Below are 19,393 nucleotides of genomic sequence, written 5' to 3' on the forward strand. Positions count from 1 at the left end.
TTTCTTATTAATTCTGTATAAAGTGGTCAAACTTTTTATAAATACTTTCTAATTGATAATCTTTGGAGCGTTCTAAACTTAATTTACTAAACTTTTCTCTTTCTTCTGGATTATTGTGAAAAAAATCTAGTGCTTTGCTTAATCCAATATGATCATCATTATTGACAAGAAGGCCATATTTGGCAATATAAAATTCACCATCATTAATGGTCACTTCTTTATTTTTATTTAATAATTCTAATGGCCCAGATAAACAGTTTGTTGATATGCTTGGTAAACCAATGGCCATAGCTTCTATCAACGCATTAGGAAAGCCTTCTGTGAATGAGGAAAGTACAAAACATTCGCTGTTTAGTAAATGCTCATTTACATTTTTTACTTTTCCTTTAAGTAATATACTATCACCTAACTGATGTTTGTCAATCTCACTTTGTAAATGGCCTTGTAAATCACCAGCTCCTAAAATAGAAAATTCATATTTTAATTGAGACACCATTATTGCATGGATGGTCATTATTTGGTTCTTCCTTTTTATTAAACTTCCTGCTGTAATTACTTTTAGCGTGTCTATAGAAGTATTTAGTTTTTTAGAATCTATAACTAAATGTGGTATTTCGATTGGATTATAAATAACTTCTATTGGAATTTTAACACCAAAGTTATCTTTTAAATCTTTATTGATGTGTAGCGAATTAGAAAATAATTTATCACATCTATTATAAAAAATAGGATAGAATATTTTAGAAATATATAATGATAACTTACTTGTTACATTATCGGAAGGGAAGCCACGTTCGCTAATAATCGTTTTTACTGATTTGTTTAGACTTGATATAATTCCATTTATTAGGTTTGGAAAAGCTAAAAATGATATGGAAATATTGATATGCCCCTTTTTTACAAAACGGTAATATTTTATAATAAATCTTAGACTATCTATTGTTTTTGATAAAAATGATCGATCTGCACTCTTTTTTGAAAGTATAACGAGATTCACCCCTTCGGGTATAGGAAAATGAATCGTATTATAAAATAAGACGAGAGTTACATTGTAATCTATAACTAGTTTTTTAAGTAGTAAGCTAATTACTTTTTCTGCACCGCCACTTCCTAATGTAATACTGAGGATGCTTATATTTTGTTTTGAATTATTCACGACTAATTTTGTGTTAAAATATCGAAAAATAATGTTTCATATTGCTTAATTATTTTTTCTTTATTAAATTTTTCATAAACAAACTCTCGAATTGATTTTGGATCCCAGTCTTTATCCTCATAGAGTTTTTCTAAAAATTCATCTTCATTGTTTACTAAATAACCATTTATTCCATTACTAACAATTTCTTTTGTTCCTCCAGGTGAGTTAAAAGCAATAACAGGCACGCCTACCGAACAGCTTTCTAATAGTGCGTTTGGAAATCCCTCAGAGTATGAACCTTGTAAAAACATATCGTGGTTTATTAGATGTAGAAAAACGTCGTCTGTATATGGAATATAAGCAAAACTATCTTTAAGCCCAAGTTCATCTATTTTAGTAAATACTTTAGACTTATAAGTTCCTTCTCCTATAATAGTATATTGAAAAGGAAAGGTTAATTGTGCTAAAATATCGAGTAAACGAAGTTGTCCTTTTATTTTACTTAGTCTTCCTACTGTTATAAATTTTCGAATATTATTTGTTTCACTTTTCGTTTTTAAAAGATCAACCTTGGTTATTGGATTATGAATAATCTGAATATGGTTTGGATTATAATTGTAGCTTTCTAGAAAATCATTTTTCATATCGGAAGACTGACAGATAATACGATCAAGGCTTTTAGTGCCATAAGTATAAACTTTATCAAATAAACTTAGAAATGAGCGCTTTTTCGGTGTTCTATAATTTTTAGCCACTTTATTAATCGTAGCATGACGCCCTATAAATTTGATATTTCTAAAAAATAAAGACACCAAACCCATCATTGAGTTTAAGTGTGATATTGAGCTAATTACGATGTCAGGTTTTTCTTTTTTTAATAATCTGATAATTGGAATAACAGCGTTAAGAACTCTATCTTTATTTAAGTATATAACCGGTATACCAGAAATGTCAAATTTGCTATCTTTTTCAAAACCGATAATGATTAGTTTAACGTTAAATTTATCTTTATTTAAATTTTGAGATACAAATGAAATTACACGTTCTGCTCCTCCTGCGAAAAGAGTAGGTAAAATAAAATATGTTGTTATTTTTGATTTCATTCTAAGGTTTTAATTTTTAGTTGTTTACCGAACTTGTAATCATAGTCTTTTTGAATGAATGCCTGAAAACCAGAGGCGTGATGAAATGTAATTTCGCCAAAAAATATTTTCCCTTTAACTAAGTAAAAGTCTACTCTTACGTAGGTAAAGTCTTTAGCTAATATTTCTGCAACCCTAATCATTTCATCTAAATTTTCAGGTTTTTTTAATTCTTTTCCGTACGGCCTTCCCCAATTACACGGTATAAGGTTCCAATTTCGGTCATATAAATTTCTGGTTCTTAAATCTCCGTGACGATCAAAGTCAATCATTATAAAAGATAATTCCCCATTAAAACAATGAAGTTTATAGTCTATAGGTATACTGCCATCCTCATTGGTTAATAATTTTTCTACGACAATCCTAGGTTCTATATTTTTATATTGCCATTCTCTCGTTGAGTAATAATGATTTTCCTTTAATAAGTGCTTAAATCGTTTACGTACCGAATTCCAATCTAATTGAGTTTTATCTCTAACAATTAAACCACCAGAACTATCGTGATTTGTTTTAATTATAAAATCTGATTCAGGTAAATTTTCAGGAATAAGATCTTTTGAGTTTTTGGTATGGTAGAGTAGAGGAATTAAAAATTCACTTCCAATTTTTTCTTCTACGTAGGTTCTAACTTTATATTTATCGGCTACAAGCGTTTGGAGATCTTTCCGATTATAAAGTTTTAACCAATTCATTTTTTCATTTAAAGTTTGCGGGTTTTCAAGATCTAAATTATACCCCATGTGTTTTTTAAAACTATTTTTGATAATTATTTTATCCGGAATTAATCTAAGTACCAATTCATATAATTTATAAAACGGCCGTAAAATAGTATAACCAATGTTCGATTTTCTATAACCATTAGACACTAGTTGTCTTATGGTGATAAATATTGAATTGTTGTTATTTTGGTACATCTAGATTTGTTTTGAGTTTTTATTAACTAATCTCAGTTTGGGCTTGAATATTTCTTTTATAAATAAGACTATCAAAAAAGGCTAAACTAACCAATAGAGCTCTTTCGTAATAAATAGAGTGGGAAACAAATCCTTCAAAAACTAAAAGGGTCAAAAATATTAAATAGTAAAATTGATCTGCTCTAAGTGATAGTTTGTATCCGTACCATATATATACTAAATATAGAATGAGTGCTAGAAATCCATAATTAACGGCTAGAAATAAATAATAATTGTGGGTGTTTAATCCATTATACCTTCTTTCTGAGGTGTAACTAGTTCCATATCCAAGAGGATTATCTTTAAATCTATTAATGTATCTTAATAGTAAATCTCCACGTCCATTACTCGCACCTACATCTTCTGATATAAGACCGCTGTCTCCTTTACCCAATAACAAGTCTATACGTTTGCCTGCTGAGCCTCTAGTAAAGGCGGGGAAATTATCTTTTATTACACCAGCAAACAAAACAAGCCCAAGATACAGGCCTATAAATAAAAAGGCCATTTTAAATAAACTTTTGAAAAGAATAGGCGTTGTAATTGTGAATTTTGTATTCCAATTATTTGCGGTTCCAAAAATTAATATTAACACTACAGAAATAATTCCGCTTCTAGAGAAAGTTAAAAATACCGAAATCACCATTGCAGCAATAAATAGATATTTCTTTGTTTTGTACTTGTACAAAAAAACTAATACACCTAGAGCTAAAAATTTTATTCCAGACGCTGCTTGGTTTGGGTTTTCACCAAATCCGCCCTTTCTTACAGCGTCTGCTAACTTGCTACTTTGTCTAGGTAAACCAATAATAAAATCATAAAACACACTACCCGCGAGTGTTAAAAAAGCAAAAAACATAACTAAAAATACGAGCCATCTTTTTTCTGATCTAAAAAATTGTACAGAAAAAAGATATAACAATAGCGTAATTACATCTAATGAAATTTTAGTAATAATAGTTTCACTTCCAACAGGAGAAACGGCTGAATAAACTATTGCAAATAAAAGAATGGCAGCAAATATTTTAAAAGAATGAGATTTAAAAAGATCCCATAAATCTAAAATAGAATACCTTACAAGACACAAAACAAAAAACAATGGAATTAAAAAAGAAGATGGTTGAACCGGAATGATTCCTATCCGAAATAAAAATATATCGGCATAAGAAGCAAAAAGCACAAGTAAAACGCCTATTATATATTTCATATATATTATTTTATTCTTTTAATTATTAACTTGTAAAAACGTGTAATTAAGTTTTTAAAGCCTTTACTAAATAATGCTAATATTAAAAAATAAATTAAAAAGAATAATAAACCAAATTTAAGTAATTCAATAAACAACAAGAAATAATTAGTGCTAGAATCTACTGAGAAATTTCTTGATATAAAATAGTAAATGGTGAATGCTGCAGAAAAATAAATTAAATGTAATATGAACCCTTTCCAGTATATCATATGATTTATTTTAAATCCATATTTAAAAACATAATAGGGTCTCCATAACATAACTATAATAAATTGACTAATCATAGTCCCTAAAAACACACCTAGTACACCATATTTTAAAACGAAGATTATGGATAAAACCAAATTGATAATGCTTTGTACCACAGGAGACCATATATCATCATAAAGTCCATAAGCTTGTTTAAAACTATCTATTGGTTGTCTTACTTGTAGCATAAAGAAAATTATAATTAGTACAAATAGAATTGTATTAGAGAGTAGATATTTTTCCCCTAGCCAAAGCATAATTAAATTATCAAAACCTATATAAAGTAAAATGGTAGAGCACCCTGCAATAAAAAACCTTAAAGCCATAAACTCCCAAAATACTATTAGCATATTTTTTAAGTTATTTTCTGCAACTAAATTACCTACGCTTGCATTGGTGCCATCAAAAAGCTTACTAACAAGAAGGTTTATGTTATTCATAATCATTTGATAATTGCCTATGTAGGCCACCATCGAGTGACTAACCATTGAAAAAATGATAATATTATCAGTACTGTTACTTACAAAACCACCAAGTTTATGAAAACTAATCTGTTTTATTTTTTTTAATAATCCCTTTTGGTTATTACGTACACCCTGAGTTATTTTCAACTTAAAAATAAGCCAAGGGTACGTTTGTCTTACCTTCTTTCTTAACACATAGATGTAAATGAAGGGTGTTAATAACTCTAATAAAATCCATAGCATTACATCTTGTAAGTAAATAAGTACTATACATTGTAAAAACAATCTTAGTATAAAAACAGATTGACCAATTGTGATGGTTACATATCCTTTTTGATCTGCTTGTAAAAGAAACGTATAATACGCAAAAAAGTAACTTAGTAAGTTACTTACGAGCAAAGCAATAAACAAAAATATTATTGAAGTAAGATCTATGCTTGTATCTTCAAAAAAAAGAGGAAAAAATAGCAACAGTAATAATGAAGCGCCTAGTACAAAAAATCCAATTCTCTTGTAAAGAAAGCCTAAATAACCTATTATTTCGTTAATTGATTCTTTATTATTATCATAAATAGGTTTGTATAATGCAAAGCCAACAGCGGTTCCTATACCCAATTCCGACAGGTTTAAGAATTGTAAAATACTTTTAAGCGTATCAACAGTACCAATAAATTCATCCCCAAGATTTTCAAGAAAAATATTTCTTGAAAAAAATTGGATAATTACATAGAGTATTTGAAAAACTAGAGCAATCCAGGCGTTTTTTATAGTTAAAGCAACTCTAGACATAACTTTTTATCGTGAGGTTAGTGTATAATAACTTTTAGAAATAAACTCCATGATTTTGTAAGGTAAAATAACCACCATAAGTGGTCTTAATCCATAATTTTTAAAACTTATTGATTTTTTAATAGCGCTCTTTACTTTTTTTCTAAATACATTATTGGGGTCTACTTCAGTGTTTCTAGAGAGTAAAAAATAATGATCGGTATAATAATAAGTGATATAATCATTAACCACTTGTTGCAAGTCTGGTTGTTTAGGTATATTATTCATAATATACTCTGTGGCTCTTATACCAATAGTTATTTTTTCTAAAGTATACTTACTTCTTATAATACTTACATTATCCGTATTATAGTTGTACAGTTTACTGTTTAAATAGCCTATTTTATTTATTCTGTTTAAAACATCGATAGTGTAGAAAACATCTTGATGAATTATTTTTGGAATAAAACGTAAGTCATTAACTATATCTCTTTTATACAAGCGACACCATACAGAAAAGGTAGTGTTTTTAATAATTCTCTTTAAGGCAGAATTTTTACCTTGAATTTCAAAATTATTATCAGCGCTAGACAGGTTGTTTTTACTTTTAGGCTTAATCTCTATAACATCCAAATTATGTTCTAGAAGTTTATTAAGCATGGTTTCCAACATTAATTCGTTAATATAATCATCACTATCTACAAATGCTATGTAATCTCCTGTAACGATATCTAAACCAGCATTTCTAGCACAACTAGACCCTTCATTTTTCTTGTGAATTACTATGATTCTGTTGTCCTTAGTAGCATATCGGTCACATATTTCTCCTGATGAATCAGGTGAGCCATCATTGATTAAAATAATCTCTAAATTTTTATGTGTCTGATTAATTAGACTATCGACACAGCGGTGTAAATAAGTTTCAACCTTATATACAGGGACTATAACGCTTATTTTGTTTTCCATTTAATAGTGACTTTGGTACACTAAGTTTATTGAGGGAGTAATTGTTGTAAACTTTGAAACCTTAAGATGACTTAGATCTCTTTCTTTCATTTAGGTGATTCAATTGGGGCAAATAATAGTTATTATATCAGCAAATGTGTGAGAAATAATTTAAATACTATAAATAATTATATCAACTACTTGTTTTTAACGATAAACATCAAATATAACAAAACTAACAAGAGCATAATGGTGAAAATAGAGCGTTTCTTTTATTTAGTATTCAATATAACTATTTGAATATTATGCTAAAACTTTAGAAAAGGGTTATTGCTAAGGATCAATTGTATGCTATAACACGGATTATGATTTAAGCTTGTTAAAATATATATTAAAGTCAATTACTACAATCTTTATTGAGGGGGTTAATTAATTTAAAATTGAAATTCTTTGTACCACTTACTTAGTACAAAAAGCTTCCAAATATAAACTCTATGATCTTCTTTTCCACTCATATGATCATCATATAAGCATTTAAATTTTTTAACATTTAAATTTGGTACTCGGTTTAAAAAATCATCATTCAAAGCAAGGTCAAACTCCTCCCTTAATTCTTTACGCATCCAATTTCCTATTGGAACTGTAAATCCTCGCTTTGGTTGATTAAAAACGTCTTCAGGTATATATTCTTTTAGAATATCTCTTAATATTTTTTTCTGCCTCCCTTTCTCATATTTATAATGCATAGGAAGCGTTCTAGCATACTCTATAACTCTATAGTCTAAGAAGGGGCTTCTTACTTCAACAGAATAGGCCATGCTTGCACGATCAACTTTTACATTGCTGTCATTTTCTAACCATAATTTTATATTTAAATCTGCAGCTTTTTGTAAAAAAACATCAGACCAAGTTTTATAGCCTTGATAATATTTCATCCAATTCTGTCTCTTTTCTTTTAGTAAGAATCCTTTTCTTGAAAAAATATTTTCTATAAAATCGTTTCTAGTTTTTGTATTTAAAGCATTGTTAATGCGATGTGTGTTTAAACCAAACAGTTTCAACATTCCAGAATTAGCTATAAATTTTCTAAGTTTATATGGTATGTCCATTATTTTTCTGTTTTGCACGAGAGAATCGAAATGGCCATAGCCAATAAAACTCTCGTCTCCACCATCTCCAGAAAGGGCCACAGTAACATATTGTTTAGTTACTTTATTCAGTAATAGCGAAGGTAGTGCAGAACTATCTCCAAAAGGTTCATCATAAACTTCAGTTAGTTTTGGTATTAATTCCATAATATCATTTGGCCTGCATATTGTGGTGGTATGATTTGAATCAATTATTTTGGCAAATTGCTCTGCAATCTTACTTTCATCAAATTTGGGGTCGTCAAAACCTATTGAGAAAGTATTGATTTTAGTTGTTGAAACATTTGCAGCAATACTAGAAACTAGTGAAGAGTCGATACCTCCTGAAAGAAAAGAACCAATAGGAACATCCGATTGAAGTCGAATTTTTACAGCATCTTTTAATAAATTATGAAGTTCCTTTTTTGCATCCTCATATGATATGTCTTGTATTTTTACTTTTTTTAAGTTCCAATATTCATCAATTGTGAGTTTATTGATTGTAAAATCAATTTCCATATAATTTCCAGGTGGAAGTTTAAAAACATTTTCAGCAATAGTATATGGGCTAGGTATAAAATCGGTGTCTAGATAAATGGATATAGCTTCATCATTAATCTTTTTATCTTTTAATAGAGGTCTTATTTGACTACACAACTCTAGTTGTCCTTTGTGCCAGTAATAATAAAAGGGTTTAACACCTAATCTATCTCTCGCAGAAAATAATTTGTTGGTTAGAGTATCATAAATGCTAAATGCAAACATGCCATTTATTTTATCTAAAACTCCCTTTCCCCAATGCTTATAGCCAATTAACAGTACTTCAGTATCACTTTCTGTTTTAAATAAATAGCCTAAGTTTTTAAGTTCCTTTTTTACAGTTTGGTAATTATATATTTCTCCATTAAAAACTAAAGTTAAATTTTCGTAACTCATTGGTTGATGTGATCTTGGGTCTAAATCTAAAATTGATAAACGGAGATGTCCAAAAGTTAAATCATTTACTTTTTGAATTCCTGTGTAATCAGGTCCTCTAAATGAAATTGATTCTAGTTTTTCTTTTATAATACCTTCTTCATAAGGTATGTTGGTTAAATATATACCGCACATTATTTAATATTTTTTGTAAAAAAACACATTTTTATTTTAAAACCATCTGCTTTAAAAATAAAATTGTTTGATTATAATTTTTATGTTGTTATAGGGAAATTCTTCAACCTGTTAAATTATAATTCATAACATCTAAATCTTACGCCTCGTCGTACTTAAATTGAGTAAAAATAAATAATATTATAATATTCTTACAAATAAATGCTTTTTGTCGAAAATTTATACGTTTTGTCATTTTATGATAATTATATTTAATAAATTGTTGCTTTATTTAACAGAATAAAAAGATTCCCCTAATATCAAAGCCGCCTACAACATGAATAAAATAATCTATTTTTTATTAATTATTCCATTTTTATCTTTATCCCAACAAAAAGCATTTCCTACCGCTTACGGTGGGGGTGCTTATGCAAGTGGAGGTAGAGTTGGAAATGTCTACCATGTTACCTCCTTAAGTGATGATAATACTGTTGGTACTTTTAGATGGGCTTTATCACAACCAAGACCGTCAACAATAGTTTTTGATGTTAGTGGTATTATAAATTTATTAACTCCTTTACAAATTAACGGTAATGACCTAACAATAGCAGGTCAAACAGCGCCAACGGGTGGTGTAACTTTAACTTATCCAGCTGAAGGAAAACTAAGTTATGGTGATGCACAAAACATCATAATGAGATACATTAGAGTTAGACCTCAGTATCAAGGCGATACTGCATTATCTATATTTCCAGGAAATAGTGAGGGAGATGAAGCTAGTAACTTAATATTTGATCATATTTCTATAAGTTATGCTGGATTACAAGGGTTTTCAATGAGGGGAAAAGAGACTAAGAATATAACATTTCAACATGGAATAATAGCAGAGTCTAAAACGGGAAGTTTATTTGGGGATACCGATACGGCAAATTTTAGTTATGACAATACATTTAGAACTACAATGTTTTATAATGTAGGGCAAAGAACACCTAATACTTCAAGTGGTCGAGCGGATGTTTACAATAATGTTGTATATCAATGGATTAATAGATTAACTACTGTAAAAGTTAATTCTCATATAAATCATTTTAATAATTATTATTTCTTAGGTAGTAGAGTTAGTTTATGGTATCAATATCAGAGTAATCCGAAGATGTGGTTCGTAAATGGAGCAACAAATGAACATCCCGAATTTCCTTTTAACATATATACTAAAGGTAATATAGTTCAAGATTTATTTACGGATCCTGAAGCTGATAATCAGTATCTATGGATAGAACACGCATATAGTTCTCAAACAGAAAGAGTTGATCCTTCTTTTTTTACTGATGTGAAATTTCCGATGATTGGTGCTGTTCCTGAAGAGATGACAGCTGTAGAAGCTTCGATTGCTGTACCTCTTGATTCTGGTGCTTATAAATTTTTAAATGCAGATGGTAGTGTCGGAATTTATAGAGATCCTCAAGATGCAAGATACGTTAATAATGTTATTAATGACACACCAGAGTTTTTTGATAATTATGGGTATGGTGAATCAGGGAGTTATCATTCTGCTAGTGAAGAACAGCCTTATTTAGATTTTTTGGCTGCTATTAGTACGACTCCGGTAAACACTAGAGAAGAAGGTTTTTATGTTTCTAATGAGCATATCCCTGAAATTTGGTTTCAAGCAAACGTCCCAACAGGTCAAAATCACAACGACATAGCACCAAGCGGTTACACGTGGTTAGAAGAATACCTTAATGGTGTAGATGCCGACTCTGAAACTTCAGCAATAGGAGTTGAAAGCATTGCAGTAACTCCTGCCACTGCAGAATTGCAAATATCAGAAACACTACAGTTAACAGTCACAATAACACCATCAAATGCTTCGAATCAGAGTGGAGAATGGACTTCAAGCGATGAATCTATAGCAACAGTAGATTCTAACGGATTAGTGACTCCGGTTTCATTCGGTGATGTTACAATTACATTTATTACTAATGATGGCGGATTTACAGACACTTCCGAAATAACGGTTTTTCCTGAAGCGCTCCAAGCGAGCGCAGGTACTGACCAACAAATTTGTCAAGGCGAAAGCGTTACACTTACAGCGAGTGGAGGAATAAGTTATGTTTGGAGTACAGGTGAAACTACTGAAAGTATTGAAGTAACTCCTAATGCAACAATAACATATACTGTAACTGTTTCAGATGATTTTGGTCAATCCGAAGAAGCAAGTGTTACTGTAACAGTAAACAGCATACCTTTAGTAAACGCAGGGGAAGATCAAACTATTTGCTTAGGTCAATCTGCAACACTGGTCGCTACCGGAGGAGTCTCTTATTTATGGAATACAGGTGAAACTACAGCTTCAATTGAGGTAAATCCATCAGTCGAAACAAGTTATAGTGTTGAAGTAAGTAATGAGAACTGTTCGAGCATAGATGAAGTTACTGTTTTTGTAGCCGAAATTCCAAATATTACTATTTCTGAAGATATTGTAATTATTGAAAGTGAGACAACTACGCTTACAGCAACTGGTGGAGAAAACTACGAATGGAGCACAGGTGAAACTACAGAATCTATAGAGGTAAACCCAACAGAAACAACAATATATACAGTTAGCTCAGTTAGTGAGAATGGATGTGTAAGTAGTGCTAATGTTACTGTAACTGTAATAGCGGAAATCATTGCTGATGCTGGTGAAGATATTACTATTTGCAATGGAGAATTCGTCACTTTATCTGCCTCAGGTGGATCAACATATCTATGGAATACAGGAGATTCAGGTTCTGAACTTATTATTAACCCTACGATTACAACAACCTATACAGTAATTGTGGAAGATGAGTATGGCTATACTAAAGATGATAGTGTTACTGTATTTGTAAATGAATCACCAAATATTACAGTTGGTGATGACGTGTTCATTATGATAGGTGATTCTACAACACTTACGGCTAATGGAGGAAATAATTTTGTTTGGAGTACAGGAGAAACTACAGATGAAATTTCAGTAAGTCCAGATGTAACAACAACATATATAGTTACAGGATTTTCAGAAAATGGTTGTCAAAATACTGCTGAGGTTACTGTAACTGTAGTAGAAGAATTAAATGCCAATGCTGGAGAAGACGTTTCAATCTGTTTAGGAGAAAGCGTAACGTTAAATGCTTCAGGTGGCATAACTTACATTTGGAATACGGGTGGATCAGGTGCAACACCAACAGTTACACCTACAGAAACCACAGCTTACACAGTTACAATTACTGATGGTTTTGGAAACTCAGATACAGATGATGTTATTGTAACCGTCAATCCATTACCAATAGCAAATGCAGGAGAAAACCAAACAATTTGTGTAGGTGAGTTTGTAAATTTAACAGCTGAAGGTGGGGATACTTATTTATGGAGTACTGGTGAGACGACAGCTAATATTACAGTAAATCCTAATGAAGACACGATATATACAGTAGAGACATTCTCTAACAATTGTTCAGATAGTGCTGATGTTACTGTATTTGTTTCTACCATGCCAGAGGTTGTTGTAAGTGAAGATGTAACGATTGTAACCGGTAGTTCTACGACACTTCTAGTGAGTGGAGGAGATTCTTACTTATGGAATACAGGTGACACTTCCAATTCTATTGAGGTTAGTCCTATAGAAACAACAACTTATAGTGTTACAGGTTTCTCTGCCAATGGATGTCAGAGTGTAGCGGAAGTTACTGTAACAGTCATAGCAGAAGTTAATGCAGATGCAGGTAATGATGTTGCTATTTGTTTTGGGGAAAGCGTTACATTAAATGCTTCAGGTGGAATAAATTACACATGGAGTACAGGTGAAGCAGGTGCTTCCTTGACTTTAAGCCCTACAGAGACTACAACTTACACTGTTACAGTAACGGATAGTTTTGGGAATTCAGATACAGATAGTGTAACAGTTATCGTAAATGAATTACCAACTATAACAATAAGTGAAAGTATTACAATAATAGAAGGAGATAGCACAAACTTATTAGTGAGCGGTGCGGAATCGTACTTATGGAATACAGGAGATACATCTAATTCTATTTTAGTGAGTCCAAGTCAAACTACAACTTATAGCGTAGTAGGAACGACTAATTCATGTAGCAGTGAGCTAAAAGAAGTAACTGTTAAAGTCACTCCATTATTTAGAGCATCGGCAGGTACTGATGAAAGGGTTTGTGATAATCAGAATTATGAAGTTGTTCTTACAGCAAATGAAGGAGATAGTTATTTGTGGAGTACAGGTGAGACAAGTCAAAGTATAGTCGTAAATCCACTATCGACTTCAACTTATTCTGTTACGGTAACACAAGGGGATCAATCGGATACAGATGATGTTAAGGTTTATGTAGATCCGAGCCCAGTAGTAACTATAGCAAATGGAGAAAGTGTTGAAATATTAAGTGGAGACTTTGTAACGTTATCTGCTTCTGGTGCTAATACATACCGTTGGAATAATGGTGCATCGCAACCAAATATAGCAGTAAGCCCTTCTATAACCACAACATATGAAATAAAAGGATTTATTGGTGAATGTTATGATGAAAAGCAAGTCACCGTAAATGTCCTAAATCGCGTTAATGCAGATGCTGGTGAAGATGTATTTGCTTGTTTAGAAGATGTATCAACCTTAACGGCAAGTGGAGGAGATGACTATATCTGGAGTACAGGTGAGACAACACAAACGATTGAGGTATCACCGACAGAAACAACCGATTATACTGTTACGGTATTTAATGCCTTAGATTTTGATGAGGCCACAGTTAGAGTGGAGGTGGATGTAAATTGTGGGATAGATTCAACTAATCCAGTTGAAGAAGAGACCGAATTTGCTTTTGATGTGTATCCTAATCCTGCCTCAGGAATTGTTAACGTAAAAATATCAGGATCGTTGATTGTATCAGATATAAATATTTTTGATGTTACTGGTAAATTAGTTCAATACATTAAAATAACTAATGAAAACTTAAATCCTAGCACGACCACACAAGTTGATATCAGTTCACTCCAAGCAGGAGTTTATTTTATAAAACTTAATAATAAAGATAGAAATATTACCAAAAAATTAATTGTAAAGTAAATGGGTATTCATATTCAGTAAAATAAAAAGCACAAAATTCTTCTGAATTTTGTGCTTTTTATATAGTATTATTTTTAAAATATTACTTACCTATAGAAGAATATTCAAAACCAATTTTAGTCATTTCTTCTTTGTTCAGAATATTTCTACCATCAAAAATGAAAGCTGGTTTTTTCATTTGGTTATATATCTTTTCCCAATCGTAGGTCTTAAACTCATCCCATTCTGTCATAATAGCAATCGCATGCGCATCTTTTGATGTTTCGTATGGATCACTATACGATTTAACTAAATCGTTGTTTTCTTCCTCAGATCTTGTATTTAAATAATTAAGGTCTGCTTGTACTTTTTTATTGTTTACTTTAGGATCATAAACAGCTATGTTTGCTTGTTCATTTAGTAAGTGGTCAGCAACGTATATGGCAGCTGATTCTCTTGTGTCGTTAGTGTCTTTCTTAAAAGCCCAACCAAGCATCGCTATTTTTTTACCAGAAACCGTATTGTATAATGTGCTAATTAAGTTATCTGAAAAACGTCGCTTTTGGTGGTCATTTAAAATAATAACTTGTTCCCAATAATCGGCAACAGCATTAAGATTATAACTTCTAGCAATATACACAAGGTTTAAAATATCTTTTTGAAAACAAGAACCTCCAAAACCAATTGAAGCATTTAAAAATTTAGGTCCAATTCTAGAATCCATTCCAATAGCTTTTGCAACTTCATCCACATTAGCTTCAGTATGCTCACATAATTCTGAAATAGCATTAATTGAAGAAATTCGCTGTGCTAAAAATGCATTAGCAGTTAATTTAGATAACTCAGAAGACCAAACATTGGTTCTTAGTATTCTTTCTTGTGGCACCCAACTTCCATATACATTGGCTAAGCTTTCAATAGCATCTCCAGACTCTCCACCAATTAAAACACGATCAGGATTTAATAAATCTTGGATTGCTGTTCCTTCAGCTAAAAATTCAGGATTAGATAAAATTTCAAATTTCACATCTTTACCTGTATTGTGTAAAATACTTTTTATAGCTTGAGCTGTTCTTACTGGTAAAGTCGATTTTTCTACAACAATTTTATCTGTTGTTGAAACTTCTGCAATATTTCTAGCACAAAGTTCTACGTACTTTAAATCAGCGGCCATACCTTTTCCTTTACCATAAGTTTTAGTTGGAGTATTTACTGAGATAAAAATCATTTCTGATTCCTTAATTGTTTCATCTATTGCAGTAGAGAAAAATAAATTCTTTCCTCTTGTTTCTGCAACAATTTCAGCTAATCCTGGTTCGTAAATAGGTAGTTTTGATAAGTCTTCATCATTCCAAGCAGCAATACGCTCTTCATTAATATCAACAATAGTAACTTTAATGTTAGGATTCTTTTTTGCTATTACTGCCATAGTTGGCCCACCAACATAACCAGCTCCAATACAGCAAATCTTTGTGATTTTCATGCTTTTAAGTTTATTTTGATTTGAGTCTAAATTTTAAATTGTGTGTAAATTTGACTTTTTTTTATTTAATTCAAATAATTTAATATATAAACAACTTCTTTTTACGATAAGATTCTTATAGAATTATAGTAAAGAGAAATTTTGTTCAAATTTAAGAGATTAATTGTAATATTCTTTAAACCAATCTATGAAAGATTTTACACCGTGTTTTATTGAGGTGTTAGGTCTATAATCGTAGTCTTTAATTAATTCATCGACATCTGCCCAAGTGCGTTCTACATCACCTGGCTGCATTTCCATCATGTCTTTCTTTGCAATTTTATCTAAGTTTAATTCTATTTCCTTTATAAAATCTAATAATTTAACTGAGTTGTTGTTTCCAATATTATAAATTTTGTAGAATTCATTGGATTCTATTCGTTTAGTTGGTGACTTCTCAATAACCCGAACAACACCTTCTACAATGTCATCGATATAAGTAAAATCGCGCTCCATATTACCATGATTAAACACTTTAATAGGTCTGTCGTTTATAATGGCATCTGTAAACAAGAACATCGCCATATCTGGCCTTCCCCAAGGTCCATATACAGTAAAGAAACGTAAACCTGTAGTAGGAATTTTAAACAAATGACTATACGTATGTGCCATAAGTTCATTACTCTTTTTTGTAGCAGCGTATAAACTAATCGGATGATCTACATTATCATCCGTAGAAAATGGTATTTTTTTATTCATCCCATATACACTAGAACTACTGGCATATACTAAGTGTTTAATTGCATTGTTTCTGCAACATTCAAGAATATTTAAAAAACCAACAAGATTAGAATCTACATAAGTTTCAGGATTCTCAATACTGTATCTTACTCCTGCTTGAGCCGCAAGATTACAAACAATATCAAATTTTTCTGTTTTGAATAATTTTGGTAATTCCTCTCTGTCTTCAAGGTTCATTCTTATAAAAGAGAATTCCTCAGACGCACCCTTACAAAGTTTATTAAATTCTGCAGCTTCGTTGTTATCGATGCCTAATTCATTAAGCCTAGAATATTTTAAGTTAACATCGTAATAATCATTTATATTGTCTAGTCCAACAACATGATGACCTTTAGATAGAAGGATTTTAGCCGTATAAAAACCTATAAAACCTGCAGCTCCTGTTACTAATACTTTCATATTATAATCGTTTTTTAATCGAATTTCAAATATTATAAATTTAGATGGAATCCTCTAAATTTTAAAGGAAACAATTTCAATTTATTAGTTGTTTGTATACTTAATATCGAGGATTGTAGCTATTGAATCACAATTCTTTATCATTAATTCTAAATCACGTTCTTTATAACTATTTTCTATAAGATAGATTTTACATGAATCAATTTCGGTTTTACTTTTAGAAAAATCAACACTTCCAAATTTCACCAAGTTGTTTACTATAGTAGAATCTAATGATTGTTCTGCTATGAAATTGGAGGTTTCATTAGTATATATAAAAGGTTTAGAGCTAATGTTTTTAATTGTTCTAGCATTTGGACCATAATCACAGGAGGCATCTTTTCCGTTTAAAAAAAACATAAGAAGCATTAAACCAATAGCAAAACCACCTAAATAATAGGCCAAACGATGTATAAATTTCATAGTTGTGAAATAATTCTGTCAAACGAATAATCGTTAAGTACAGATTAAAAAATTAATAAATTGGCATCACTATATTCTAAACCAAACCATTCTGCAACGGATTTGTTAGTTAAAATGCCGTGGTAAAAATACAACCCATTTTTTAAACCGCGATCAAATCGAAGGGCATTTTCTATACCACCATATTCACCAATTTCTAAAAGGTAAGGAGTAAAGATATTACTTATAGAAACTGAAGCAGTTCTGGAATAACGTGCAGGAATATTAGGGACACAGTAATGAACCACTCCATTATGCTCAAAAGTAGGACGATCGTGAGTAGTAACTTCACTTGTTTCAAAACAACCTCCCATGTCAATACTCACATCTATAACCACTGAGCCAGATTTCATATTAGCAACCATACTTTCAGTAACTATGACTGGAGCACGATTGGTGCCTCTGACTGCTCCAATGGCAACATCGCAACGTTTTAAGGCTTTTAAAAGGTTTTTGGGTTGCATTGTTGAGGTATAAAGCGTACGACCTAAATTATTTTGAAGACGGCGTAATCTAGTAATAGAGCTATCAAAGACTTTAACATTTGCTCCTAGGCCCATGGCAGAACGTGCCGCAAATTCGCCCACAGTACCTGCGCCTAAAATAACGACTTCCGTTGGTGGTACGCCGTTAATATTACCCATCATTAAACCATTCCCTCCATTTATATTAGAGAGAAGTTCTGATGCAATTAAAATAGAAGCTGTTCCTGCTATTTCACTTAAAGAACTAACCGCAGGGTATTGACCGTCATCATCTTTTATATATTCAAAAGCCAATGCGGTAATTCGTTTTTTTGCTAAAGCTTCAAAATAGGATTTGCTTTGAGTTTTAATTTGAAGCGCAGATATTAAGATAGTCTGCGGATTAATAAGCTTAATCTCATCTAAGGAAGGTGGTTCTACTTTAAGAATAATAGGGCAGGAGTAAACCTTTGCTGTGTCTTTTGTGACTTCAGCACCAGCTTCACTGTAATTTTTATCTTTAAAATTAGCACCTTCTCCAGCGCCAGATTCAAATAATACACGATGACCGTTGGCTGTTAACGCAGAAACTGCATCTGGTGTTAAACAAACACGACGTTCTTGAAAATGTGCTTCTTTAGGAATCCCAATAAAGAGTTCGCCCTTTTGTTTAAGAATTTCTAAGGTTTCTTCTTGAGGTAATAACTGGGCTTTGGTAAATGGTGATATACTCATTAAGTCAATTACTTTAGTATTGCTATTGCAATATAGCGAATAACACTAAAATAAATGGAGTATTAGAATAACTTAAATTTTGAAATTGAATTGTAGTTCTAAAAATACTGTTTAATCTTACTCCAAACTCCTTTTGGCTTAATCATAAATTCTTCTTCAAGTTCTTCAAGCGTTTTATCTGCAGTATTTATTTGATTAAACATTTTAGCTCTAATAAGATAAATTGAAGGCACAACTAATACCAATACAGGTAATAAAAATAATAATTGATTTTCGTCAGTATTTTTTAATTCTGCATTAAAGCTAGTTATAATTTGAAAAGAATACATTACAATAGGTACTAATAGTACATGATACCACCAATGGCGACATGTAAAAAACCAAATTATAATTAATATTAGGGGCACAAGTTTACCTGTGTAAACCCACATGGCATATTGTGCTGACTCCCAAAATCCACTCTCATAAGTACCAAAAAAAGTGTTCCAAACTAATTCATCTGGAACACTTTCATGTACTAAAAACAATAGTGGTGTAGAGGCTATTATTGTGGCTATAATAGATCCTGCAATAGCACTTCTACTTAATTTATTATTATCCCCACTTAACGAGTTTTCTTTTCTTTTTTTCAATTTTTGTGGTTGTTTGTCCATCTAAGTCGATAAGGTTAGTTGCTTCTACAGTGAACAATACTCCTCCGAATATAGCGATTGCTAATAACAGATTTTTTTTAGTTTTCATAATTTAAGGGATTTAATTAATTAATTACTTCAAATGTATGAGCATTGTTAAATCCTTACAAATTCGAAAATGTTAAAATCCAAAAAATATGAGTT

General features: G+C 31.2%; 14 protein-coding genes. 1 reads left to right on the plus strand and 13 read right to left on the minus strand.

Translation table 11 applies throughout. From position 1 onward, the window contains the following. Positions 1-7: 7 nt before the first annotated feature. From DFQ09_RS06120 to asnB, 7 genes are all read right to left on the minus strand, one after another. Positions 8-1,156: a glycosyltransferase gene (locus DFQ09_RS06120; protein ID WP_245940313.1), complete on the minus strand. Its 1,149-nt coding sequence runs from the start codon at positions 1,154-1,156 to the stop codon at positions 8-10. Between the two features lie 2 nt (positions 1,157-1,158). Then, the gene (locus DFQ09_RS06125; protein ID WP_115808766.1) at positions 1,159-2,241 is read right to left on the minus strand and encodes a glycosyltransferase; all 1,083 of its coding nucleotides are present in this window, start codon (positions 2,239-2,241) and stop codon (positions 1,159-1,161) included. Beyond that, a complete protein-coding gene (locus tag DFQ09_RS06130; protein WP_115808767.1) occupies positions 2,238-3,194 on the minus strand; it encodes an ATP-grasp fold amidoligase family protein in 957 nt (318 codons plus the stop codon). The genes DFQ09_RS06125 and DFQ09_RS06130 overlap by 4 nt, the downstream gene beginning before the upstream one ends. Before the next feature lie 22 nt (positions 3,195-3,216). Next, positions 3,217-4,440: an O-antigen ligase family protein gene (locus DFQ09_RS06135; RefSeq protein WP_115808768.1), complete on the minus strand. Its 1,224-nt coding sequence runs from the start codon at positions 4,438-4,440 to the stop codon at positions 3,217-3,219. Between the two features lie 5 nt (positions 4,441-4,445). Then, a complete protein-coding gene (locus DFQ09_RS06140; RefSeq protein ID WP_115808769.1) occupies positions 4,446-5,984 on the minus strand; it encodes a lipopolysaccharide biosynthesis protein in 1,539 nt (512 codons plus the stop codon). 6 nt (positions 5,985-5,990) lie between these two features. Continuing rightward, a complete protein-coding gene (locus tag DFQ09_RS06145; RefSeq protein ID WP_115808770.1) occupies positions 5,991-6,929 on the minus strand; it encodes a glycosyltransferase in 939 nt (312 codons plus the stop codon). Positions 6,930-7,342: 413 nt separating this feature from the next. Further along, on the minus strand, positions 7,343-9,145 hold the full coding sequence (gene asnB, locus DFQ09_RS06150) for an asparagine synthase (glutamine-hydrolyzing) (protein WP_115808771.1): 1,803 nt from the start codon (positions 9,143-9,145) through the stop codon (positions 7,343-7,345). Between the two features lie 316 nt (positions 9,146-9,461). Between asnB and DFQ09_RS06155 the strand changes: the two genes are divergently transcribed. After that, complete coding sequence (locus DFQ09_RS06155) at positions 9,462-14,216, plus strand: Ig-like domain-containing protein (RefSeq protein ID WP_115808772.1); 4,755 nt, start codon at positions 9,462-9,464, stop codon at positions 14,214-14,216. A gap of 82 nt (positions 14,217-14,298) precedes the next feature. Here the strand turns inward: DFQ09_RS06155 and DFQ09_RS06160 are convergent, their stop codons facing one another. The 6 genes from DFQ09_RS06160 to DFQ09_RS18865 form a co-directional block, all read right to left on the minus strand. Continuing rightward, on the minus strand, positions 14,299-15,678 hold the full coding sequence (locus DFQ09_RS06160; protein WP_115808773.1) for a nucleotide sugar dehydrogenase: 1,380 nt from the start codon (positions 15,676-15,678) through the stop codon (positions 14,299-14,301). A 159-nt stretch (positions 15,679-15,837) separates the two neighbouring features. Continuing rightward, the gene (locus DFQ09_RS06165) at positions 15,838-16,857 is read right to left on the minus strand and encodes an NAD-dependent epimerase (RefSeq protein WP_115808774.1); all 1,020 of its coding nucleotides are present in this window, start codon (positions 16,855-16,857) and stop codon (positions 15,838-15,840) included. Between the two features lie 84 nt (positions 16,858-16,941). After that, positions 16,942-17,319 (minus strand): hypothetical protein, encoded by a 378-nt coding sequence (locus tag DFQ09_RS06170; protein ID WP_115808775.1) that lies wholly within the window; start codon positions 17,317-17,319, stop codon positions 16,942-16,944. A gap of 44 nt (positions 17,320-17,363) precedes the next feature. Next, positions 17,364-18,557, minus strand: coding sequence for an alanine dehydrogenase (locus DFQ09_RS06175; protein ID WP_115808776.1), 1,194 nt, complete (start codon positions 18,555-18,557; stop codon positions 17,364-17,366). 98 nt (positions 18,558-18,655) lie between these two features. Beyond that, positions 18,656-19,189 carry a hypothetical protein gene (locus DFQ09_RS06180; protein ID WP_235047142.1) on the minus strand — a complete coding sequence of 178 codons (534 nt, stop codon included), beginning with the start codon at positions 19,187-19,189 and terminating at the stop codon, positions 18,656-18,658. Next, positions 19,152-19,298 (minus strand): hypothetical protein, encoded by a 147-nt coding sequence (locus DFQ09_RS18865; RefSeq protein ID WP_181897150.1) that lies wholly within the window; start codon positions 19,296-19,298, stop codon positions 19,152-19,154. Before DFQ09_RS18865 ends, DFQ09_RS06180 begins: the two co-directional genes overlap by 38 nt. Between the last annotated feature and the right edge of the window lie 95 nt (positions 19,299-19,393).

It is taken from the genome of Winogradskyella pacifica, assembly GCF_003386275.1.
GTDB lineage: Bacteria > Bacteroidota > Bacteroidia > Flavobacteriales > Flavobacteriaceae > Winogradskyella > Winogradskyella pacifica.

Excerpts from the sequence above, each read along its gene's own strand:
- DFQ09_RS06125 (WP_115808766.1), bottom strand. The coding sequence starts at position 2,241 with ATGAAATCAAAAATAACAACATATTTTATTTTACCTACTCTTTTCGCA.
- DFQ09_RS06130 (WP_115808767.1), bottom strand. The coding sequence starts at position 3,194 with ATGTACCAAAATAACAACAATTCAATATTTATCACCATAAGACAACTA.
- DFQ09_RS06135 (WP_115808768.1), bottom strand. The coding sequence starts at position 4,440 with ATGAAATATATAATAGGCGTTTTACTTGTGCTTTTTGCTTCTTATGCC.
- DFQ09_RS06140 (WP_115808769.1), bottom strand. The coding sequence starts at position 5,984 with ATGTCTAGAGTTGCTTTAACTATAAAAAACGCCTGGATTGCTCTAGTT.
- DFQ09_RS06145 (WP_115808770.1), bottom strand. The coding sequence starts at position 6,929 with ATGGAAAACAAAATAAGCGTTATAGTCCCTGTATATAAGGTTGAAACT.
- asnB (WP_115808771.1), bottom strand. The coding sequence starts at position 9,145 with ATGTGCGGTATATATTTAACCAACATACCTTATGAAGAAGGTATTATA.
- DFQ09_RS06155 (WP_115808772.1), top strand. The coding sequence starts at position 9,462 with ATGAATAAAATAATCTATTTTTTATTAATTATTCCATTTTTATCTTTA.
- DFQ09_RS06160 (WP_115808773.1), bottom strand. The coding sequence starts at position 15,678 with ATGAAAATCACAAAGATTTGCTGTATTGGAGCTGGTTATGTTGGTGGG.
- DFQ09_RS06165 (WP_115808774.1), bottom strand. The coding sequence starts at position 16,857 with ATGAAAGTATTAGTAACAGGAGCTGCAGGTTTTATAGGTTTTTATACG.
- DFQ09_RS06170 (WP_115808775.1), bottom strand. The coding sequence starts at position 17,319 with ATGAAATTTATACATCGTTTGGCCTATTATTTAGGTGGTTTTGCTATT.
- DFQ09_RS06175 (WP_115808776.1), bottom strand. The coding sequence starts at position 18,557 with ATGAGTATATCACCATTTACCAAAGCCCAGTTATTACCTCAAGAAGAA.
- DFQ09_RS18865 (WP_181897150.1), bottom strand. The coding sequence starts at position 19,298 with ATGAAAACTAAAAAAAATCTGTTATTAGCAATCGCTATATTCGGAGGA.